Origin of the sequence: Bradyrhizobium sp. Mp19 (assembly GCF_029952935.1) — a bacterium.
Classification (GTDB): Bacteria; Pseudomonadota; Alphaproteobacteria; order Rhizobiales; family Xanthobacteraceae; genus Bradyrhizobium; species Bradyrhizobium elkanii.
The window spans coordinates 202,366-223,412 of the sequence record NZ_JASAUT010000002.1 but is presented as its reverse complement, the minus strand read 5'-3'; the positions used below and the strand labels follow the sequence as shown (position 1 = coordinate 223,412).

Here is a 21,047-nt window from a genome sequence, read left to right as displayed (position 1 = left end):
GTTGTCCGAACGACGGCGGCAAATAGAATTGTTGCCGCTACTTCCCCGCGCTCTCCATTTCCAGGCGCGTGGATTTCTACCCAATGAACCTTCCCCGCCTTGGTGTCCCTCCAGGGCGGGGTTTTTCTTGTGGCCGCCATGCGCGCCGCATGCGTTGACAGGGCGAGCCGTCGCCATAACCTCCGTTCTGCTTTTGGAGGGCGGCCATGCCAAGCAACAATCAAGAAACTGACGGCTTCGCATTGGGTCGGCCGTCACGGCGTGGGGCATTGCAGCTGTTCCTGGGCGGCGCCGCCGTCATGCTGGCGCCTGACGGGCGGCTCGGCATGACGAAGGCGCAGGCAGCGGCCGCGTTTGCCGACGGACTGTCGCGCGGCCGGCCGGACGAGCAGGGCATCGCGCCACCGGCGATCCTGGATTTCCTCGACGAGGTCGACCGCCAGGGCTACGAGCTGCACAGCTTCATGCTCTGGCGCAACGGCAAGGTGGTCGCGGAGGGCTGGTGGTCGCCGTACCGCGCCGATCGCAACCACATGATGCATTCGCTGACCAAGAGCGTCACCGCCTGCGCCGTCGGGCTTGCGATCGCCGACAAGCGCTTCGGCCTTCAGGACAAGGCGGTCTCGTTCTTCAAGGACAAGCTGCCGCCTGTCGTCGACGACAAGCTCGCGGCGATGACGGTCGAAGATCTCCTGACCATGCGCACCGGCCACGCGTCGATGACCTCGGGCTCGGCGTGGCGGCCGATCAAGACCAGCTGGGTCGCGGAGTTCTTCAAGATCCCGGTCGTCTACCAGCCCGGCACCAAATGGGTGTACACCTCGGCCGCGACGTATCTGCTGTCCGCGATCGTCACGAAGACGACCGGGGAGGCCGTGGCCGACTATCTGAAGCCGCGGCTTTTCGATCCGCTTGGAATTTCAGGCTATGAATGGCCGGTCGGGCCGGAGGGCATCTCGCCGGGTGCCAATGGCCTCAGCTGGAAGACGGTCGATTGCCTCAAGCTCGGCATCCTGCATGCGCAGAACGGCCTATGGGACGGCAAGCAGGTGCTGCCCGCCGACTGGGTGGCGGCGGTGCAGCAGCCCCACGTCAAGGACACCTACGGCTATCAATGGTGGATTGGCCCGGAGACGTTCTATGCCGACGGCCTGTTCGACCAGCTCAGCTTCGTGTTTCCCAGGCACAATGCGGTGCTCGCGATCACCGCCGGCATTCCGCAACGCAGCGGTTTCAACAAGCTGGTATTCCGTCATTTCCCGGCGATGTTCGCCGGTGCCGCGGCGAACAACGATGCCGACGCCGACAAGCTGAAGGCGCGGACGGCGGCCCTGCAATTGCTGCCGGTGCTGGTGCCGGGCTCGTCGCCGGTCGCAGCGCAGATTTCCGGCAAGACCTGGCACATGCCTGACAATGCCGACGCGATCAAATCGGTCAATCTCGGCTTCGCCGACAAGACCTGCACCTTCACGCTCGAGGACGGCAGAGGCACGCACCGGATCGAGGTCGGTCTCGATGCGCCGCGCGAAGGCACCACGACGATGACCGGCAACAAGCTGCATCACGAGTACCAGCCGGACGTGATGCGCGTGGTCGCGAGCGGCACCTGGCGCGACCTCCGCACCTTCGTGATGACCTGGACCTTCGTGGAATCGGCGTTTCGCGACACCGTGACCTGCACCTTCGAGGGACCACAGATGCGGTTCGCGCGCAGCGTCAACGTCAACTCATTGGCGCTGGATATGCCGACCTTGATGGGAAAGCTCGCCTAGGCGCGACCGCAAATTGCGCGCTGCCGCATCTTGCGCCGGCGCTTCCATCAAATTGTCACAGTCACAGCGAAATCCGGCCCAAAGCCGCTGCCAACAAATCGCCGGATCGACCAAGTCGGCGAGGGGACAAGCGTTGACCTACAAGATGATCGCAGAACGCGAGAACGAAACGGTCAGGATCGAGCGCGAGAGCACCTTCATCATCATCGCCAAGGCCAAGGTCTGGGCGAGCGAGGGATGGCAGGTGGTGATCACCGACAAGGACGGGAAATCATACCCGCCCGAGGAGTTCGACAAGCTGCTCGCGGCCTAGCGCTGCGCTGACACCAGCAGCATCATCGGGCGTTCGAGCTCGTCGGCCAGTTCGGGCATCGCCTTGACCTGCTCACGTGTCGGGGAGAATTCCTCGACATGGCGCAGCGTGAAGCCGGCGCCGATCAACGCGTTGAGCGTGGTGCCGATGGTGCGGTGATATTTCAGCACGCCCTTCACATACCAGTCCGTCCGGCGTTCGCCCTCGATGAAGTAGCGGTTGACCGGCCAGGTCTTGCGGCCGTCTTCGTCCTGCCCCCAGTCCGGATGAGCGGCCGCCATGTAGACCGGGTGCTCGATGGTGAAGACCAGATGCCCCTCCGGGACCAACGCGCGATACAGCATCCGCGCCAGGCGGTCGAAGTCCCTGATGTAATGGAAGGTGAGGGCGGAGTAGGCGAGATCGAAGGTCGATTTCGGCAGCTCCAGCGTCTCGAGGTCGGCGATCTCGTAGGTGATCGCCGCATCCTGCGTCATGGCCGCGGCGCGGGCGATCATGTTTTGCGAGAGGTCGATGCCGAGCACGTCGGATGCGCCTTGCTCGCGCATCCAGCGGGACACCCAGCCGAAGCCGCAGCCGAGATCGACCACGCGCTTGCCCGCGACATCGGGCAGCATGGCGCGGATCGCCGGCCATTCGGGCGCGCCGAGCAGTCCTCGGACCTGCCGCGGCAACTGGCTGTAGCCGGCGAAGAAGCCGGGATCTTCGTAGATGTTCTGCGCCATGGCTGCGGCAACCCTGGTAGCAACGGAATCCGTCTCTCTGTAACCGCCGCCGCGCCGCGTGGGAACCGCTGATTGTGGCGCGCCCGGCGCGCTGCTGGAACCAGACGCGGCGCTCAGTGGTTTCTGATGTCAGCAGTCGACAGCCGAGGAGAGCGCCATGTTAGGCGAGATGCAAATCCACACCATCGCGCGGCAGATGCTGTTGAAGCACGGCCCCGAGGCGATCGCCCAGGCCGCGCAGAACGCCGTGGCCTGCGAGAGCAAGGGCGAGACCGACGACGCGCGCGACTGGCGCCATATCGAGGACGCGCTGAAGATGATGCGCGGACCGCATCAAAGCTGACGGCGGGCAGAGCAGACGTCGCCGCCGCCGCGCAACAGGACACTGGGATCGCGCGAGCGCGATCGCCGCAGATCTAACCGACGGACCCTAGCCCGCCGTGCGCCACCGCGGCACGGGATCGAGCGGCGTGCGGTAGAGCTCACGCCGGTCGATGTCGGTGACGCGCACCGCGCAGCCGCGCGCCTTCAGCTCCGGCTTGACCTGCGACAGCTCGTTGGCGAGCTGGTCGGCGCGGTCGGAGGCGAGGCTGATGTCTTCGAGGATGATGGTTCCTTGATTACGGAACTCGTCCCCCACCACGAGATCGAAGGTGTAGTACGGCATTCCGAAGTCTCCGTTTCGGTTTGCATCACAGGGTAACACTGAGTCGAGCATTCCCTAAGATGCGTGGCGCACAATCGGCGTGCGATCGGCGCAAAAACGATGTGCAGCGCATCAAGCACGATGAACGAACAAGCCACGCCGCACGACGAAGGAATCCTAGGATCTAGCTCACCGCCATGCCGTTAAGATTTGATTAAAACAGTCGTCGCAAGCTCAAGACCAAGTGGAATCGCAGCGGAACCGGACTCCGGGAACCGGCAGCTGCAGGAGAAGGCCGGTGGCGTAACGCCCGCCGGCCTTTTCTCGTTGTTGATGCCGCGGAGCTATGGCGTTTTCGAGCGAAGTGGACGCCGGTTCGCGTGAAGAAAACGCGTCCAAACAACAAGCTAGAGCTTCGGTTCTGATTCAATCAGAACCGAAAATGCTCTAGTCGCGCAGTGCAGCTTGCCGCCGGGCGCGGCATTTCGGGCCTGGTCCGCGCATGTAGTACAGTTCGGGGCGATAGGGATTGATGACGCCATCGAACAGCGCGACGCAGCGCGCGATGAGGTAGGCGAGGTGGCGCCGCAGCGGCCGCAGGGCAAGTTCCATCGCATTCATGGCATGCCCTCAGTGCAGCTCGCCGAGGATGGCGGTGAATGGCAGCTCGAAGATCTCGGTTCCGATGTCGTCGGTGACGTGGACCGCCCAGTTGCGCCAGTCTTCCACGCTCGGTGTCATCACGTAGCTGCGCGCCAGCTGCTCCGCATACAAGCGCGCCTCCGCCAGATCCATCGCGGCGCCGGTGCGATCCAGGATGACGTGCTTGTCGTCGGAGCAGTGAAAGAAAACTGCAGACATCTTCCGATTCCCATGCCGAAGCGATTCTCGTGCGCTGAAATAGCAGCGCGCGAGGGCACTGAGAATCCGGGTGATCCCCCATCGGTAAACTACGGGGAATCCAGACGATTTGAATCACGCGGCCGTGATCGGGGCGGCCTCAGAAGATCGGCTCGCCGAGCGCAACCTCGCTGCGCGGACCGAGGACGATCACCTGGCCGTCGGCGTCCTTGGCGCCCAGGATCAGGAGTTCCGAGGTGAAACCCGCGATGTTCTTCGGCCCGAGATTGCAGATGCACACGACCAGCGAGCCGACCAACACCGCCGGCTCGTAATTCGTGATCTGTGCGCTCGACCACATGATCCGCTCGGCGCCGACATCGACGCCGACCTTGTAGGACGGATTGCGGGCGCGCGGAAACGGCTGCACCTCGACGACCTTGCCGATCCGGATATCGAGGCGGGCGAAGTCGTCATACGTGGCTTGCGGCTTGAGCGGGGGCATCAGCGCTCCTGGAAGGCGAGGCGGACGCCGAGCGCGATATAGATCGTGCCGACCACGCGGCCCTGCCACTGCCCGATGCGGCGATGGCGCCGGATCCACGGGCTGATCTGGCCGGCGGCGAGCGCGAGCAGCGAGGTGTAGACCGCGCTCATCACGACGAAGATCAGGCCGAGGGTCGCGAACTGCGCAACCGCCGAGCCGTGGCCGGGGTGGACGAACTGCGGCAGGAAGGCGAGGAAGAACAGCGCGGTCTTCGGATTGAGCATTTCCGCCCAGATCGCCTGCCGGAACGCGCGGCGCGGGTCGACCGGCTGCGCCGCCGGCAAATCCAGCTCGTCGTTCTTCTCGAACAGGGCGCGGACGCCGAGCACGATCAGGTAGATCACGCCGGCATATTTCACGACCGAGAACGCCAGCGCCGAAGTCATCAGCACGGCCGACAGGCCGAACGTCGCCATCGCGGTGTGGACGAGATCGCCGAGCGCGATCCCGAACCCGGTCGCGACGCCGACGCGCGCTCCGCCGGTGACCGAACGCGCGAGCACCAGCAGCACCGCCGGCCCGGGGATCAGGAACAGGCCGAGCACGACGGCGGCGTAGGTGAGGAGGGTGGTGATGTCGATCATGAAGACCTGTCCCGGATGTCAGGATGCGGCGACGGCGACTGCCGCGAAGCGCGGCTTCGGATCAAGCATCACGCCGGCGCTTTCGACAATGCGCATTTCCTCGGTTCCTCTCTGCGCCGTGCGCTCCAGCACGCCGTGGATGCCTGACGCGGCGTGGCTGAGCGCATCCGGCGTCGCCAGGCCGCGCGCGCGGGCGGCGACGAACAGCGCGGCGAACAGGTCGCCGGTACCGGACGGGTTGATCGGAACCCGCGGCGTGCGCACGCGCCAGGCATAGGTCTTGTCGGATTGCGTGCGCTCGATCGCCAGCGTCTCGATCTCGCTCCGCGGGGTGCCGGCCAGCTCGGCGCTGGTGATGACGACGGTCGCAGGTCCCCGCGCCATCAGCGTGCTCGCCTGCGCGATGACGTCATCGATCGTCGTCACGCGTGCGCCGCAGAGGAATTCGAACTCGAAATGATTGGGCGTGATGATGTCGGCGAGCGGGCAGAGCTCGTCGCGCACCAGCGGCGGAATGTCCGATCGCACGAACATGCCGCGGTCGCGGTCGCCGAGCACGGGATCGCAGCAATAGAGCAGGGCCGGGTTTTCCGCTTTGGCGCGGGCGACGAAGTCGGCGACATCCATCGCGATGTCGGCCGAGCCGAGATAGCCCGACAGGATCAGCCGCGCGGCCTCGACCGCGCCGCGCTCCTCGATGCCGCGCAGCAGGTCGGCGACCAATTGCACGTCGAGTACCCGGCCGCGGATCGTCGGATAGCCCGGCCGGTTGCTGAGCAGCGTGGTCGGCACGGCGACGACGTCGATACCGTGCAACTGGATCGGAAAGGTGGCGGCGCTGTTGCCGACATGGCCCCAGGCGACCTGTGACTGAATCGAGATGACGGTCATGGGTTCCGCTTCACCCGAACAGCGCGGCGTAGATCACGTAGAGCCAGCCCAGGATACCGTGAATGATCGCCCACAGGATCGAATGGTTCTTGGTGTAGGAGATCGCGATCGCCAGCGCCGAGCCGAACCCCACGCCGTATTTCGCGCCCTCGACGCGGACGCCATAATATCGATTGCCGTTCATGGGGATCCTTCCAGCGGGAGGGCGTGAGGTCGGAGGCAGCGTAACCTGCTAGTTGCCGTCAGTTCAACGGCGGACACGGCTGCTGCGCGGCTTCCTCAGCACGACGGTGATAGTCCGAGCCCGCGTTTTTCCACATCGTCGTCCCTGCGAAAGCCGGGACCCATAACCCCGGGATTGGGTTGGTGAGGAAAGCTGTGGCCGCAGCCTCGCGCAACAATCGCCTTCGGTGGTTATGGGTCCCGGCCTTCGCCGGGACGACATCGAATGTGTGGTTCGCTGCGAGTCCTACATCCGCATTCTCGCGACATGTTTTGCCCGAGCTTTGCTCTTCGTTCCGCCCCCTTTCGAACAGAGGGCGCAGGGAAAGCCGGGTGCCGATCGCACCCATGGGTCAGCAAGCGGAATATTTTCTTATTTTGAGATTGAGAGGTTTTGCTGAGTTGCCCGTCGGGCTGTTTTGTCGCAGGCAGCCGTCCGGGTTTGATTTGCGGGTTTGCGTCGGGACCTCGTCTGTCACGCCGCGATCAACCGATCGTGTCGGATCGACGTGGAAGAAGATGCTCGGGTGGACTGTCCTGCATCCAAACGCTTGCCTCATGGCGTCGGAATAAGACGGCAGAGCGATCGATCATGATGTGAGCGCGAACCGATCGGCGGGCGGCGAACAATGCGCCGGCGTGCCGAATCCAACAGGAGCAACTGATGTCCAGGATCAAACAGGTTGCGGCCGCGCTGACCGCGCTCGCCATGCTGACGGCGTCGGCTATGGCACACGAAGTGCCGGCGGCGGGCCCATCCGCGCTCGTGAAGAGCCATGCCGCCGCCGGCCGCTGGAGCGGTGGTCCGCCGCGCATGGCGGTCCCGCGTTTCGGCGAGTCCGAGGCGCTGCCGCGGGACCAGCCCGGCGGCGTCTGCGATCACGGCGACAATGCCATGATCTGCTGAGCCGGATCGTGCATGGCGGTGATCTCCGGCGAAAGTTGCGCTAGCCTTGCTGGGTCGTCTCCCTCCAGCTCGCGAGCGCCGCCGCCATGCACATCCTCCGTCCCCAGTTCCGCATCGAGCAAGACCGCGCGCTCGCCTTTGCGGCGGCGCGCGGCTTCGGCGCGATCGTCGCCGCCGATGCGCGCGGCCCGCACGCTTCCCATGTGCCGTTCGTGATCGAGCGCCGCGACGAGCGCGTGATCGTGCAGATCCATCTCACCGCAAAGAATCCGCTGGTCGAGCTCGCCGACGGTGTCAGGCGCTTCCTCCTGATCGTTTCCGGCGACGACGCCTACATCTCGAACGACTGGTATGTCTCACCCGACAATGTCTCGACCTGGCTCTACGAGGCGGTGCATTTGTCCGGCGTCGCGCATCTGCGCCAGCACGACGTGAACCGCGGCCACGGCGACGCGCTGCTCGCGGCGTCCGAGGCGCGGCTGCCGAAGCAGCCTTGGGGCCTGACGCAGATGGAGCCCGGCAAGCGCGAAGCGATGCTGGCGGGGATCAGGGTGATCGACATCGTCGTCGACGAGATCGAGGGCCAGTCAAAGCTGAACCAGCACAAGAGCGATGCGGACTATGTCGCGCTGGTCAACCGGCTGGCGCATGCGGAGGAGACGTCAAGCCACAGGCTTGCGGAGAAGATGCGCGCGCTGCGGCCGGAGCTTGAATATGAGGGAATCGCGAGGGCGGGTTAGCTCCGCGTAACCCGGCGTTGTCTGAACGCGGCAGAGGGCGGATTATGCTTGCGCTAATCCGCCTACAGAGCCGATCGGAATCAAATCTGCAACGTGTTGTTAAGATTCGATTCGCGCCGATTTGTTCGATTCCGATTCGTTCTTTGCGAACAAAATGGAGTCGGATGGGGAACGTGTGGTGCATGATCCCTGTAGCCCGCATGAGTGAAGCGATATGCGGGGCTCGATCGCGTACTCTTGGAGCGGTCCCGGATGTCGCTTCGCTCATCCGGGCTACGCAGTCATCTGGCGGAGAGCGCAAGGAAGCTCACGACCTCGCTGTTGAATCGATCCGGCTGCTCGATATTGAGGATGTGAACGCCGGGCAGCAGAACGAGCTTGGCATCGGTGATTGTCGCGGCGATATCAGCGCTGTGGCTGGCCCGCGTGACGGTGTCGCTCTCGCCGCCGATCACCAGGGTCGGAGCCGCAATCAGCGGGATGACGCGGCGGAGATCGACGTCGCGCAGTGCCGCGTAACATCCGGCGAGACCGCGCGGCGGCGTGGTCAGCACCATGTTGCGGAACTCGTCGACAATGTCGTTCGGTGCAGCCAGCATCGCCGCCGGAAACCAGTTGCGCATGAAGCCGTCTGCGATTCCATTCATGTCCGTGGCCGCGAGCACCGCGCGGATCTGTTCGTCGAACGGTAGCTCCGACGCCAGATAGGACGAGGTGTTCGAGAGGATCAGGCGATCGATGCGGTCAGGCGCGAAGATGCCGAGCCATTGCCCGACAAAGCCGCCGAGCGACAGACCGAGGAAATGCGCGCGATCGATCGCGAGGTGGTTGAGCAGCTCGACCACGTCGCAGCCGAGCCGGTCCATCGAGTAGGCGCCCACCGGCGCGTCCGACCCGCCGTGACCGCGGGTGTCGTAGCGGAGCACCCGAAACGACCGGCTGAGGGCCGGCATCGAACGATCCCACATGTGCAGGTTGGTGGCGATCGAGTTCGACAGCGCGAGCATCGGCCGATCGTCGGGACCGTCGATACGGTACGCAATCCGGCAGCCATCCGCCGTGGTGAAGTGTCGATTGGCGCTCATCCCGTCAGTCCCTCGTGCTGGTGGAAGCCGGCAGGCTTCGCGTCGAGTCAGGCTAGGACTCGCGCCTTCGAAGAAAAATTACTAAGATTGATCAATCTTTGTAGGTTTTATGAACAATGGATCGGATCAAGCTCCACGATTTGCGCTGCTTCGACGCCGTCGCGACCAAGGGAAGCTTTCAGGCCGCCGGCACAGCGCTGAACCGGTCGCACCCCTCGGTGTTTGCGGCGGTCGCCCGGCTCGAGCAGCAGCTCGGCCTCACGCTGTTCGATCGCAGCGGATACCGCATCGGGCTGACGGATGCCGGCCGGACGTTTCACGCACGCGCGCAGGTGACGCTGCGCGAGCTCGAGCTGCTGCAGGGCTATGCGGAGCAGCTTGCCGGCGGAGAAGAGGTCGTCCTGCGCATCGTCATCGGCGATCTGTGCCCGCGGCCGCCGGTCCTGCAGATGCTCTCCGGGTTCTTTGCCCGCTATCCCAACACGCGCCTGCACCTGGAATATGAGGCGGTCGGCGGACCGCTCGAGCGCCTGATCGATGATAACGCCGATCTGGTGTTTCATCGCGCGGACCCGTCCGATCCGCGCTTCGAACAGATCAAGCTCTCGACCGCGGCCATGGTGCCGGTTGTCGCTCCCGGCTTTCTGCCATTTGCGTGGACGAAGAAGGTCACGCCGGAGCAAATGCGCCCCTTCACGCAGTGCGTGATCCGCGACACGGCGCTGCGACCGTCGTCGGAAAACTTCTTCCTGATCGATGGTGCGCATCAGTGCAGCGTGCCGGACCAGATGATGAAGAAGGAGCTGATCCTGCATCGTCTCGCCTGGGGCCATCTGCCGGCATGGCTGATCGAGGACGAGCTGCGGGACGGCAGGCTGATCAGCATCGCCGGACCGAATTTTCCGGGCCGCGAGGAAAATTTGGCGGCCATCCGCCATCGTCAACATTCTCATGGACCGGTCGCCGAAGCGCTCTGGTTTCACCTCAAAAGCTGGCGGCTCACTCAGCGTGCAGGGCGGGGTGGCCAGCCGGTCCGCGCAAGGCGCGGCCGATAATTGGTGCGGCGTAATCCGCCGCAGTGATGTCGTCGATGGATGCCGATTACGCTTGCGCTCATCCGCCGTACAAAGTGCCGCGGCATCGAAGTCACGCGAACGTCTTGTTAAGAATCGCTTCGCGCCGATTTTTCGATTCCGATTCGTTCCTCGCGAACAAACTGGAGTCGGATCGGGAACGTGGCCGTGGTGCGACTCATCGCTCGACCAGTGATGCAGGAGAACGCAGTGCGCTTGAAATGCGCCGCGATGTTCCGCGCCGAGAGCAATAATCCCATCATGATACAACATCGATTGTTTGGATGCGGTCGATGTATATGCGTTGTTAACGTCTGGATCGCGCCGATTTTCTCGATTCCGATTCGTTCCTCGCGAACAAATTGGAGTCAGATGCAGAACGTCGCTGTGGCGCGCGATGCGTTTCTCTGCTCCACTCGCTGCGCACCAGAGAGCGGATCGATGGCCAACAAGGCAGGCAAGAAGACCAGCAAGAAAATGAAAAGGCCCGCGTCGCACCGCACCGTGCTGGCGATCGACGTCGGCGGTACGCATGTGAAGGTCATGACCGACAAGGAGCGCGTCAAGCGCGAATTCGAGTCGGGTCCAACGCTGTCCGCGACCGAGATGGTGCGGCAGGTCAAGTTGCTGACCAAGGACTGGTCCTATGACGTGATCTCGGTCGGCTATCCCGGACCCGTCGTTCACAATCGTCCGCTGACCGAGCCGCACAATCTCGGCCGCGGCTGGGCCGGCTTCGATTTTCACCACGCGTTCGGCCGCCCGACCAGGGTCGTCAATGATGCGCTGATGCAGGCGATCGGCAGCTATCAGGGCGGCCGGATGCTGTTTCTCGGCCTCGGCACCGGCCTCGGCTCCGCGATGATCGTGGACGGCGTTTACGAGCCGATGGAGCTTGGTCATTTGCCGTACCGCAAGGGCGCGACGTTCGAGGATTATGTCGGCGCCGCGGGTCTCGAGCGCCGCGGCCGGAAGAAATGGCGCAAGAGCGTCGACGACGTCATCGCGCGGCTGTCCGCCGCGCTGGAGCCCGAGTACATCGTGCTCGGCGGCGGCAATGCCGACAAGGTCGACAACCCGCCGCCCAAGGTGAGGTTCGGCGACAACGCCAACGCGTTCGAGGGCGGATTTCGAATGTGGAAGAAGAGAGCGCGCAAGGCGAGCAGCGCGCGTCGATGAAACCGGAACCGCCACCAAATTGCCGCAACTGCCGAAGTTTCGCGCTGCTTCGTCACCCCTGTTGTCGGAACTGTTCGGGTGCGCCGCTCGTTTTATGCGGCATAACATCCCGTTCCATGAGGAGTGAGCCATGCGAAGTTTCATTATTCCCGCGATCGCGGCCCTGGCGATCGGCGCGGCGACGCCGGCGATGGCCTACGATTCCGGCAGCCAGATCTCGATGGAGGCCGCGCTCGACGTCGCGACCAATCTCGGCATCGTGACGGTGTCGAACACCCAGTTCCTCGGCGACGAGTGGGAGATCGAGGGGCGTGACCGCCTCGGCCGCTGGATGCAGGTCGATGTCGATGCGCGGACCGGCGAGGTGCGCAACGTGGATCGCGGCTGGTAGCCGGCGTCTTCACCACTGCGTGACATTCGGAACGGCCGGCGGAGCAGGGCGCACGCCGGCCGTTCGTTATCCAGAACTGTCTGATGCCGTGCTTTGGCTGAATGGCATAAAGCTGGGGTATGCTGGTCCCATCATTCCGGGAATCGCCGCCAGCGCGGCGGCCCGTGAACAGGAGACCGGCCATGACAAAACCGTTTCCGTCCAAAACCCATATCGGCAATCACCTGCTGCATCCGGAAACCCAGATGCTGAACTACGGCTACGATCCGCAGCTGTCGGAGGGCGCCGTCAAGCCGCCCGTGTTCCTGACCTCGACCTTCGTGTTCCGCACCGCCGAGGACGGCAAGGACTTTTTCGACTTTGTCGCAGGCCGGCGCGAGCCTCCGGAAGGCATGGGGGCGGGGCTGGTCTATTCGCGCTTCAATCATCCAAACAGCGAGATCGTCGAGGACCGGCTTGCGATCTATGAGCGCACCGAGAGCTGCGCGCTGTTCTCCTCAGGCATGTCGGCGATCTCGACCACGGTGCTGGCCTTCGCGCGGCCCGGCGACGTGATCCTGCATTCGCAGCCGCTCTATGGCGGCACCGAGACGCTGTTCACCAGGACGCTGGCGGGCTTCTCGATTCACGCCGTGGGCTTTGCCGACGGCCTCGACGAGAGTGTCATCCGCGCCGCTGCCGACGAGGCGATGAAGAAGGGCCGTGTCGCGATGATCTTCATCGAGACGCCGGCCAATCCGACCAATGGCCTGGTCGATATCGCGCTGACGCGGCGCATCGCCGACGCGATCGGCAAGGCACAGGGCCATACGCCGATCATCGCCTGCGACAACACGCTGCTCGGGCCGGTGTTTCAGCGGCCGATCGAGCACGGCGCCGATCTCTCGCTGTACTCGCTGACGAAATATGTCGGCGGCCATTCCGACCTGATCGCGGGCGCGGCGCTCGGCTCGAAGAAGCTGATGAAGGACATCAAGGCGCTGCGCGGCGCGATCGGAACCCAGCTCGATCCGCATTCCTGCTGGATGATCAGCCGTTCGCTGGAAACACTCAGCCTGCGCATGGAAAAGGCCGACCGCAACGCGCGGATCGTCGCCGACTATCTGCGCGATCACCCCAAGGTGGCGCAGGTGCATTATCTCGGCCATCACGATCCGGCGTCCCCCGCGGGGCGCGTGTTCGCGAGCCAAAGCAGCGGCGCCGGTTCGACCTTCTCGTTCGACATCGTCGGCGGGCAGCAAGCGGCGGAGAAATTCCTCAACGCGCTGCAGATCTTCAAGCTCGCGGTCAGTCTCGGCGGCACCGAGTCGCTCGCGAGCCTGCCGGCCACCATGACGCATTCCGGCGTGCCGGCCGATATCCGCAAGCGGATCGGCGTGCTGGATTCGACGATCCGGCTCTCGATCGGGATCGAGCATCCGTCCGACCTGGTGGCCGACATCGCACAGGCATTGAGCAGGGTGTGAGCGAGTCAAAACCGTGTAGGATGGGTCGAGCGAACGGGCTACCAATTCCGGAGAGAGTGCATGCTAGCGATTACGGCGATCATCCGCGCGAAGAAGGGCCACGAGGCGGCGATGCGTCGGGCGTTGCTCGACGTCGTCGAGCATGTCCGCGCCAACGAGCCGTCCACCGTCGGCTACTACGTCTCGCAGGATGTCGACAGTCCCCGGATATTTTCGACGTATGAGCGATACCTGGATCAGGCGGCCATGGACCGGCACAACAATTCGCCGGCCGTGGCGCGGTTCTTTGAGGTCGCAAAGCCGATCCTCGACGGCGAGGTGATCGTGGTCTTGGCGAACGAGATTGCGAGCAAGCGGGAGTAGGGCGCTGGTCGCTGGGTCATAAATAATAGCCTGCTCCGGAAAGGCTTCGCCGCAGCGCATTCATTCTCCGATTTGGGCGGCATGGAGCATTGCAGACCGGCGCGGTCGGCGGTTTCAGGACAAACCCATCGCGGCGGAACTGCGCTTGAAGCGAGCGTACACCCGGACAACGTTGACGCGGAAGCGGCGCGCCGTTATTGGCGGCGCGGAAAATTCCGACGCAACGATACGGGATGGTCTCCATGCAAGTGACTTTGATGAAGGGCAAGATTCATCGCGCGCACGTCACCGAAGCGGACTTGCATTACGAGGGGTCGATTTCGATCGACCGCAATTTGATCGAGGCCGCCGGTTTCCTCATCAATGAACGCGTCGACATCTATAACATCGACACCGGCGCGCGCTTCTCGACCTATGTGATCGAGGCGCCGGCGGGATCGGGCACCATCGGCCTCAACGGCGCGGCCGCACGGCTCGCCATGGCCGGCGACAAGGTCATCATCGTCGCCTATGCCAGCTTCGACGCCGACGAGGCGCGCAAGTTTCATCCGCGGGTCGTGCTGGTCGACGACGAGAACCGGCACATCGCGAAGGCTGCCGCCTCGCCGGCGAAAGCCCTGGCGGACGCGTAAGCCGGGCTGCGCTAGGCCTTCTTGACGAACTCCGATTTCAGATTCATCGCGCCGATGCCGTCGATCTTGCAGGCGATGTTGTGTCCGTCGCTGCCCTCGGTGAGGCGGATGTTCCTGACCTTGGTGCCGCCCTTGACGACCGACGACGAGCCCTTGACCTTGAGGTCCTTGATCACGATGACGCTGTCGCCGTCCGTCAGCGGGTTGCCGTGCGCATCACGCACGCCCGCTTGCTGCGCGGTCTCGGCGGCCGCGGCCGCATCGCTGCTCCACTCATGGGCACATTCCGGGCAGACCCAGAGAGCGCCGTCCTGATAGGCATGCTCGGAATTGCATTTCGGGCAGTTCATTGCGGCGTCCATGGTCGAGATCGTCTCCGTCGTTGCGGGCGCACCGTAGGGGCACAGGCGGCCAAAGCAAGCGAAAACCCGGCGATTTGATGCGCAAAAGGGCGCAAAGGTGGCGAGCCGCCCGTCCACCCGCGGATGCCGATGGAACGGTCTGTCGCTCTATCCGTTGCCGTTCGTCGCTCGGCATTGCGGCCCTGTGCTTGCGGGGAACGGTTCACTGATCGTCGCGTCCGGGCCGGCAACTCATCCAGAAGCAATCGGCTGATCCCAAACATGGACGCGGAAGATGAATCACAGAAACCCGGCTTTCGTCAGCCTTCGCACGTCGCTCGTCACCGCCGCCTTCACGTCGGCGTCGCTGGCGAGCGCAAGCCTTGTAAGCGCAAGCCTTGTAAGCGTAAGTCTTGCCCACGCAGAGCCGGTGAATTCGCGCGCGGATCATGGCAATGGTGGTCCCGGCGAGTTCGCCGATCTCGCGGAGAAGGTCGGGCCGGCCGTGATTGGCGTCAACGCCAAGGTGGCTGCGGCGGATGACGACGATTCTTCTCCCGGCCAGTCTCCAGGCGACTCTTCCGGGCCGGACGGCCTGCCCGATCAGGATGCGCCGGGGAGGGCTGTTCCGAATCCCGGCAGGCGTGGACCGGGCAATCTGCCGAAGTCGGGTGAGATGACCTCGATCGGTTCGGGCTTCTTCATCTCGGCGGACGGCTATGCGGTGACCAACAATCACGTCCTCGGAGGCAGCGACCGCGCCGATGTCCGCACCAGCGACAACAAGGTCTACAAGGCGAAGGTCCTGGGCAAGGATCCGGTCAGCGACCTGGCCCTGCTCAAGGTCGATGGGCGGACCGACTTCAGCTATGTCAAGCTCGCGGATCAACCGCCGCGCACCGGCGATTGGGTGCTCGCGGCCGGCAATTCATTCGGCCTCGGAAACACCGTCACTGCGGGGATCGTCTCGGCGCGTGCGCGCGATCTGGAGACGGGGTCTTCGGAGGATTTCGTCCAGATCGATGCGCGGATCAACCGCGGCGATTCCGGCGGGCCGAGCTTCAACACGCATGGCGATGTGATCGGCGTGAACAGTCTGATCTTCTCGCCCTCCGGCGGCTCGGTCGGTGTCGCGTTTGCGATACCCGCGGATACCGTGAAGACGGTGATCCCGCAGCTGAAGGACAAGGGCACGGTCACGCGCGGCTGGATGGGCGCGCAGATTCAATCGATCACCCCCGGCATTGCCGAAAGCTTAGGTGCGGACAATCTGCACGGCGCGGTCGTGGTCGGCGTGCAGACCGGCGGCCCGGCAGCGAAGGCCGGATTGAGGCGGGGTGACGTGATCACCTCGGTCAATGACGAGCCGATCAAGAGCGCCAACGAGCTGACCAAGAAGGTCTATGCGGGAGCGCCGGGCAGTTCGGTCAAGCTTTCGATGCTGCGGGACAATGCGCCGAATTCGCTGAGCGTGACGCTCGGCCAGCTCGCGCAGTCGCAGGCGCCCGCCGGCGCGCCGAAGTGATCCCACCCATCCTGCAGGCTATGTTTGCGGCGTGATCCCGCCGGCCTCGGCGATCAGCTCGAACGATCGCAGCCGCTTCTGGTGATCATAGACGTCGGACACGATCATCAGCTCGTCGGCGCCGGTCTCCGCGACCAGCGCGTCGATGCCGGCGCGCACCGTCGCGGGCGAGCCGATGATGGAGCGCGCGAGCATCCGCATCGCCTGCACTTTCTCCGACGGCGACCAGTAGCTCTCGATGTCGTCGATCGGCGGCTGGCTGAGGCCGCGCGCGCCGCGGAAGATGTTGGTGAACGACATCTGCTGCGTGGTCGCCAACCGCCGTGCCTCCTCGTCGGTGTCGGCGGCGATGATGTTGACGCCGACCATGGTGTAGGGGCGGTCGAGCTGCTCCGACGGCTTGAAGCGGGCGCGGTAGATCTGCAGCGCCTGGATCAGCAGCTCGGGGGCAAAGTGCGAGGCGAAGGCGTAGGGCAGGCCGAGCTCGCCGGCCAGCATCGCGCCAAAATTGCTCGAGCCGAGAATCCACAGCGGCACGTCGGTGCCGGCGGCCGGCACCGCCTGGATGCGCTGGTTGGGACCGGCGGCGGCGAGGAAAGCCTGCACCTCGAGCACGTCCTGCGGAAAGTTCTCGGCGGATTCAGGCGTGCGGCGCAGCGCGCGCAGCGTGAGCTGGTCGGTGCCCGGCGCGCGGCCGAGACCGAGGTCGATACGGTCCGGAAACAGCCGCGCCAGCGTGCCGAACTGCTCGGCAATGACATAGGGCGCATGGTTCGGCAGCATGATGCCGCCGGCGCCGACGCGGATGGTCTTGGTTCCCGCCGCGATGTGCCCGATCACGACCGACGTCGCGGCGCTGGCGATGCCCGCCATGTTGTGATGCTCCGCCACCCAGATGCGGCGATAGCCGAGAGCCTCCGCATGCACGGCGACATCGCGCGCGTTATAGAGCGCGCCGCGCGCGTCGGTTTCCTCGGTGACGCGGACGAGATCGAGAATGGAGAGGGCGGCCACGGCGACTCCGGAACGTTAGGGACGGGAGCCGATGGTATTTGGCTGTGTCCAGGTGGATGCGAAGCGGCGGGGAGCAGCCGGTTCATGCAGATGCATATGGATGCGGTCGCCATGCCGGTCAATCCGCCTGATGCGAGCGACGAAGCAGGGCTGCCCATCCAAAATATCGAAAACAACCCCATGCAAAGGTGCAGGTTGCCGCCGGCACTCGGAAGTACGACTTGACGCGTCGGGCAAATCGGTGGTATTTTTCCATTATTCCGAAATTGTGCGGGCAGCCGATTGCTGCACAATGGCTTCGGCGGTCAGCAGCGTAGGATGGGTAGAGCGCAGCGAAACCCATCATCTCGCCACTCGGCTGCAGCCTGATGGGTTTCGCTTCGTTCTACCCATCCTACAGTCCTCATTCGCACGCTCGACCACCGCCATCGGAGAATCGTCGCGTCAGCCCCCAGACGATGGCGGCCGTGGCGGCCGTCGCGAGCAGATGCTTCAAGGTGTGTCCGCTGACGAACCCGAGCGTGTCTGCGATCTCGTGGTCGAGCACCTCGGCGATCTTGGCCAGCACGTACAGCGCCATCGCGGCGGCGAACGCGATGCGGTCGGCGCGCGGCGCGCGATAGATCGATTGCCACAGCGGGATCAGGATGAGCGGGAGCACCTGCAGCAGCAGATACGGCCGCAGGTCGCCCGCGCCGTGTCTGTCGGTGATGACCCACCATGCGACGCTGGCGGCGGCGTAAAGCCCGAGAACGATCGCTTCGAGTTCGGTCCTCAATCCGGGCCTTGTGTCGCCGCGGACGCCGACCAGCAGGCCGGCGCCGGCAAGCGCGATCGGCAGCCGGTCCCAGATCAGGCGGCCATTGTCGGGAGCAAGGTGATAGAACGCGGAGCCGAAGGCGGTCAGCAACAGTCCGATCAGGAACAGGCGATAACCCGGCCACCCGGCGCGCAGCTGATCGCTGTTGCGGTGAGCGCGCAGCGCCAGCCAGCCCCAGATCGCGACCAGCGCGAAGCCTGCGTTCGACAGGACATCGGCTGCGTGGGGGATGCCGACGACGGCCGAGTGGTCGGCGAAATCGTTGTAGCCAGCCGGCTGCGCGATGCGTCCGTGCACAGCGAATATCGCGATGACGCAGATCGTGATGATCGTTGGGGTGTGCTTGATCCACGATTTCACCGACCGGTCGGGCCCGATCGATCCGTCGGTCCAGGAGGTGGTCTGCATCGCCGGCTCTCTCAAAATGAACATTGTTCAATAATAGATCAAGAAAATGAGCGACGTTCAAGTCCTATTTCGTGTCGGCTTTGGCCTTAGATGGATGAGGTGGGCTCATCTAAACCGCAGGCAAAGGCGCTCGTTGCGCGGCTTTTGCGATTCCCGTCGGCGCTGGGTGCAGAAGGATTGCACCCGACGACCGGCGCTCCACATCTTGGGTGGATTGCGTGGCTGATCGTGCAGGTATCGGAATCTCGAAGGGCCAACCGATGACGCCGGCGGATTGCGTCCCCAAACGAAGACAGGCGTGGGCCGATGCCGCCAGATTGGCGGTGGCCTACTGTTGTTGCGAGGGGTTTGGGTGGGGCGGCACTTTTCTGGTCTTGTTGGCAGGTAGCTTCAGCATCTACGCTGGCTTGGCCGTACTTTTATGTTGTGCGCTGCTTCTTACGCTGATTATGCGGCGAGAACTTAAACTGGACATCAGAGCCCTCGATGATCCCAGCGACAATCCCCGTGCGAGCCGATTGATCGGCGATACCTCCTCTAGCGCCTCAATCAGAAGGCATTCGTACGCGCTTCGCCCGGCCGCCCCTCGTCGAGATAGTCGTATGACCCGCGCGCTCGACGCTTTGGAAGATATGGCAGTTCGATTTGCGGTCGAATTTTTCAAATCCGTCGCAATCATCATTGCTCTGACACTGGGGATGGGCTTTGCGGCTGAAATGGCCGCGTTCGCCCTATCCGACCGGGATGCGAGTGGCGCCTTTGCTTCTGGTCTGGCCGGAGTCGCTGGCGGCGTACTTGGCTTGGTCCTCGCCATCGTGATCGTTCTCCGGCGAATTGCCGATATCGAAGACTAATCGGGCGCTTCTGGCGTTTGCGCTATAAGACCGGGGGCGGTCGGCCGGTAGCGGGGTCGGTTGGGTGGCGAGCAGCGCGTTTCGGCGGCGCGCAACTTGCCGAAAATGTGCTGACGATGGCCGCTTACGCCCGCGGACGATCCACCCTACCTTCGCTGGGCGCCGACCCGCACAGTCCCACCGATCCGATCCGGAGCGAGACCAATTCCCCAGCTCATATTCGGCCTGACCAGCCTGCTGATCCTGGCCCGCTTCATCTGGCCGCTCGACTGGCCGCTGCCGGCAAAGATCGTCGCCGCGTTGCTCGTGCTGGTCGCCTTGCAGTTTCATCGCTGGAACAGGCTGTCGTCGGGATCGGAATTCTCGCCGGAGTTTCCGCGTCCGGTGGTCGTCCTGTTCAACTGGGCGTTCGGCGCGATCATGCTGCTGGCGCTGCTGCAACTGACGCTCGATGCCGGGCTGCTCGTTGCCGCACTGATCCACGGCGGCTTCGTCGGCGCGCCTGACGGCGTCCGCTACGCACTTGCAGCGCTCGCGGCCGCAGCCGCCGCGATCGGCGTCCATCAGGCGATGCGCATTCCGCCGCTCAGGGATGTCGAGGTCACCATCCGCGGACTTCCGCTTCAGTTCGACGGCTACACCATCCTGCAACTGACCGATCTTCACATCAGCCGGCTGTTTCCGGCGCCATGGGCGCGCGCCGTGGTCGAGCGATCGAACAAGCTCGGCGCCGACCTGATCGCGATCACCGGCGACCTGATCGACGGCACCATTGATGCGCGGCGGGGCGACATCGCGCCGTTGCGCGACCTGATGGCCGCCGATGGCGTCTACGTGATCTCGGGCAATCACGAATATATCTTCGGCTATGACGGCTGGATGGCGCACTACGAAGCGCTCGGCCTGCGCTCGCTCGAGAACCGGCACATCGTGCTCGAACGCGGCGGCGGCCGCCTGGTGATCGCGGGGATTACCGACCGCGCCTCGCGCCACCGGGGGCATTCCATCCGCGACCTTGCCGCGGTTCTCGACGGCGCCCCCAAGGGCGCGCCCGTCATCCTGCTCGATCACCAGCCGAGCGACGCACGAAAGGCAGCCCGGCTCGGCGTCGCCCTGCAGCTCTCCGGACACACCCATGGCGGATTGATCCTGGGGATCGACCGCCTCGCCGCGCGCGCCAATGCCGGCTTCGTCTCGGGCCGCTACGACGTCGACGGGATGACGCTCTACGTCAACAACGGCACCGCGCTATGGCCGGGCTTTGCCTTGCGGCTCGGCCGCCCGTCGGAATTGACGCGGATCACGTTGCGGACAGTGGGTGACGCGTGAGGGATGTTGTTGCGAGCGAAATGGCGGAATACGCCTTCGGCTAATCCGATCAAGCTTTCCTTCACAGATTCGTAGGATGGGTAGAGCGAAGCGAAACCCATCATTGGCGCCGCAGGTAAAAAATCGATGGGTTTCGCGGAGTTTATCATCGGGCCGCGCGTTGCGCGGACCCGTTGGCTCTACCCATCCTACGCGAGCTTCACACCAATACCTCGCTACGCTTGCTTGACAGCGCGAACGACGCCCCCAGAGGGAACAAAATATACTGTCATGAAGCGATCTTCCCTTGGAGGTCCAACATGAGCAAAGGCGCCCCAACCGCGATGACCCTTATAGGGTACAGTCTCCTTTGGACGGTTCTGTTCTTCATAGTCTGGGTG

At 64.2% G+C, this 21,047-nt stretch carries 26 protein-coding genes; 14 read left to right on the top strand and 12 right to left on the bottom strand.

Features of this window, described 5'->3' with window-relative positions; all coding sequences use genetic code 11:
• Window positions 1-206 precede the first annotated feature (206 nt).
• Together QJT82_RS03785 and QJT82_RS03780 are read left to right on the top strand one after the other, a co-directional pair.
• On the top strand, window positions 207-1,772 hold the full coding sequence (locus QJT82_RS03785; RefSeq protein WP_080687030.1) for a serine hydrolase domain-containing protein: 1,566 nt from the start codon (window positions 207-209) through the stop codon (window positions 1,770-1,772).
• A 133-nt stretch (window positions 1,773-1,905) separates the two neighbouring features.
• A complete protein-coding gene (locus tag QJT82_RS03780) occupies window positions 1,906-2,085 on the top strand; it encodes a hypothetical protein (RefSeq protein ID WP_016840752.1) in 180 nt (59 codons plus the stop codon).
• Here the strand turns inward: QJT82_RS03780 and QJT82_RS03775 are convergent.
• Window positions 2,082-2,810 (bottom strand): class I SAM-dependent methyltransferase, encoded by a 729-nt coding sequence (locus tag QJT82_RS03775; protein ID WP_028344879.1) that lies wholly within the window; start codon window positions 2,808-2,810, stop codon window positions 2,082-2,084. The two genes, QJT82_RS03780 and QJT82_RS03775, sit on opposite strands and share 4 nt — an antisense overlap.
• Window positions 2,811-2,967: 157 nt before the next feature.
• On the opposite strand from QJT82_RS03775, the gene QJT82_RS03770 reads away from it, so the two are divergent.
• Window positions 2,968-3,153 (top strand): hypothetical protein, encoded by a 186-nt coding sequence (locus QJT82_RS03770; protein WP_028344880.1) that lies wholly within the window; start codon window positions 2,968-2,970, stop codon window positions 3,151-3,153.
• Window positions 3,154-3,240: 87 nt separating this feature from the next.
• Here the strand turns inward: QJT82_RS03770 and QJT82_RS03765 are convergent, their stop codons facing one another.
• The 7 genes from QJT82_RS03765 to QJT82_RS03735 form a co-directional block, all read right to left on the bottom strand.
• Complete coding sequence (locus QJT82_RS03765; RefSeq protein ID WP_028344881.1) at window positions 3,241-3,477, bottom strand: hypothetical protein; 237 nt, start codon at window positions 3,475-3,477, stop codon at window positions 3,241-3,243.
• Window positions 3,478-3,903: 426 nt separating this feature from the next.
• Window positions 3,904-4,077 (bottom strand): hypothetical protein, encoded by a 174-nt coding sequence (locus QJT82_RS03760; protein WP_196238257.1) that lies wholly within the window; start codon window positions 4,075-4,077, stop codon window positions 3,904-3,906.
• Between the two features lie 9 nt (window positions 4,078-4,086).
• Complete coding sequence (locus tag QJT82_RS03755) at window positions 4,087-4,317, bottom strand: hypothetical protein (RefSeq protein ID WP_016840757.1); 231 nt, start codon at window positions 4,315-4,317, stop codon at window positions 4,087-4,089.
• Between the two features lie 139 nt (window positions 4,318-4,456).
• Window positions 4,457-4,801 carry a tRNA-binding protein gene (locus tag QJT82_RS03750; RefSeq protein ID WP_035634038.1) on the bottom strand — a complete coding sequence of 115 codons (345 nt, stop codon included), beginning with the start codon at window positions 4,799-4,801 and terminating at the stop codon, window positions 4,457-4,459.
• The gene (locus QJT82_RS03745; protein WP_028344883.1) at window positions 4,801-5,427 is read right to left on the bottom strand and encodes a LysE family translocator; all 627 of its coding nucleotides are present in this window, start codon (window positions 5,425-5,427) and stop codon (window positions 4,801-4,803) included. The genes QJT82_RS03750 and QJT82_RS03745 overlap by 1 nt, the downstream gene beginning before the upstream one ends.
• An 18-nt stretch (window positions 5,428-5,445) precedes the next feature.
• Window positions 5,446-6,318: a pyridoxal kinase PdxY gene (gene pdxY / locus QJT82_RS03740; protein WP_063607143.1), complete on the bottom strand. Its 873-nt coding sequence runs from the start codon at window positions 6,316-6,318 to the stop codon at window positions 5,446-5,448.
• 10 nt (window positions 6,319-6,328) lie between these two features.
• A complete protein-coding gene (locus QJT82_RS03735; protein WP_016840760.1) occupies window positions 6,329-6,502 on the bottom strand; it encodes a hypothetical protein in 174 nt (57 codons plus the stop codon).
• Between the two features lie 702 nt (window positions 6,503-7,204).
• Between QJT82_RS03735 and QJT82_RS03730 the strand changes: the two genes are divergently transcribed.
• The gene (locus tag QJT82_RS03730) at window positions 7,205-7,447 is read left to right on the top strand and encodes a hypothetical protein (RefSeq protein ID WP_028344884.1); all 243 of its coding nucleotides are present in this window, start codon (window positions 7,205-7,207) and stop codon (window positions 7,445-7,447) included.
• 86 nt (window positions 7,448-7,533) lie between these two features.
• A complete protein-coding gene (locus QJT82_RS03725) occupies window positions 7,534-8,187 on the top strand; it encodes an FMN-binding negative transcriptional regulator (RefSeq protein ID WP_028344885.1) in 654 nt (217 codons plus the stop codon).
• Between the two features lie 281 nt (window positions 8,188-8,468).
• Here QJT82_RS03725 and QJT82_RS03720 read toward each other — a convergent pair whose 3' ends face one another.
• Entirely contained in the window at window positions 8,469-9,272 is an 804-nt protein-coding gene (locus QJT82_RS03720) for an alpha/beta fold hydrolase (protein WP_028344886.1), read from the bottom strand.
• 116 nt (window positions 9,273-9,388) lie between these two features.
• Here QJT82_RS03720 and QJT82_RS03715 point away from each other — a divergent pair, with 116 nt between their 5' ends.
• From QJT82_RS03715 to panD, 6 genes are all read left to right on the top strand, one after another.
• Window positions 9,389-10,327 carry a LysR family transcriptional regulator gene (locus QJT82_RS03715; RefSeq protein ID WP_051448190.1) on the top strand — a complete coding sequence of 313 codons (939 nt, stop codon included), beginning with the start codon at window positions 9,389-9,391 and terminating at the stop codon, window positions 10,325-10,327.
• Window positions 10,328-10,822: 495 nt separating this feature from the next.
• The gene (locus QJT82_RS03710) at window positions 10,823-11,524 is read left to right on the top strand and encodes an ROK family protein (protein ID WP_028344887.1); all 702 of its coding nucleotides are present in this window, start codon (window positions 10,823-10,825) and stop codon (window positions 11,522-11,524) included.
• A 130-nt stretch (window positions 11,525-11,654) separates the two neighbouring features.
• Complete coding sequence (locus QJT82_RS03705; RefSeq protein WP_028344888.1) at window positions 11,655-11,915, top strand: PepSY domain-containing protein; 261 nt, start codon at window positions 11,655-11,657, stop codon at window positions 11,913-11,915.
• 182 nt (window positions 11,916-12,097) lie between these two features.
• Window positions 12,098-13,381, top strand: a complete 1,284-nt coding sequence (locus QJT82_RS03700; protein WP_028344889.1) for a cystathionine gamma-synthase family protein — start codon at window positions 12,098-12,100, stop codon at window positions 13,379-13,381.
• Window positions 13,382-13,441: 60 nt separating this feature from the next.
• A complete protein-coding gene (locus QJT82_RS03695) occupies window positions 13,442-13,744 on the top strand; it encodes a putative quinol monooxygenase (RefSeq protein ID WP_028344890.1) in 303 nt (100 codons plus the stop codon).
• A 242-nt stretch (window positions 13,745-13,986) separates the two neighbouring features.
• Complete coding sequence (gene panD / locus QJT82_RS03690; protein WP_051448199.1) at window positions 13,987-14,376, top strand: aspartate 1-decarboxylase; 390 nt, start codon at window positions 13,987-13,989, stop codon at window positions 14,374-14,376.
• Between the two features lie 11 nt (window positions 14,377-14,387).
• On the opposite strand, the gene QJT82_RS03685 is transcribed toward panD, so the two are convergent.
• The gene (locus tag QJT82_RS03685) at window positions 14,388-14,738 is read right to left on the bottom strand and encodes a zinc ribbon domain-containing protein YjdM (protein ID WP_028344891.1); all 351 of its coding nucleotides are present in this window, start codon (window positions 14,736-14,738) and stop codon (window positions 14,388-14,390) included.
• A 274-nt stretch (window positions 14,739-15,012) separates the two neighbouring features.
• Here QJT82_RS03685 and QJT82_RS03680 point away from each other — a divergent pair, with 274 nt between their 5' ends.
• Window positions 15,013-16,242 carry a trypsin-like peptidase domain-containing protein gene (locus tag QJT82_RS03680; RefSeq protein ID WP_080687031.1) on the top strand — a complete coding sequence of 410 codons (1,230 nt, stop codon included), beginning with the start codon at window positions 15,013-15,015 and terminating at the stop codon, window positions 16,240-16,242.
• 18 nt (window positions 16,243-16,260) lie between these two features.
• On the opposite strand, the gene QJT82_RS03675 is transcribed toward QJT82_RS03680, so the two are convergent.
• Window positions 16,261-17,256 (bottom strand): LLM class flavin-dependent oxidoreductase, encoded by a 996-nt coding sequence (locus QJT82_RS03675; protein WP_028344892.1) that lies wholly within the window; start codon window positions 17,254-17,256, stop codon window positions 16,261-16,263.
• A 403-nt stretch (window positions 17,257-17,659) separates the two neighbouring features.
• Entirely contained in the window at window positions 17,660-18,484 is an 825-nt protein-coding gene (locus QJT82_RS03670; protein ID WP_051448192.1) for a hypothetical protein, read from the bottom strand.
• A 602-nt stretch (window positions 18,485-19,086) separates the two neighbouring features.
• Here QJT82_RS03670 and QJT82_RS03665 point away from each other — a divergent pair.
• Window positions 19,087-19,338, top strand: a complete 252-nt coding sequence (locus tag QJT82_RS03665; protein WP_028344894.1) for a hypothetical protein — start codon at window positions 19,087-19,089, stop codon at window positions 19,336-19,338.
• A gap of 204 nt (window positions 19,339-19,542) precedes the next feature.
• Window positions 19,543-20,667: a metallophosphoesterase gene (locus QJT82_RS03660; protein WP_028344895.1), complete on the top strand. Its 1,125-nt coding sequence runs from the start codon at window positions 19,543-19,545 to the stop codon at window positions 20,665-20,667.
• The last annotated feature ends 380 nt before the right edge of the window (window positions 20,668-21,047 follow it).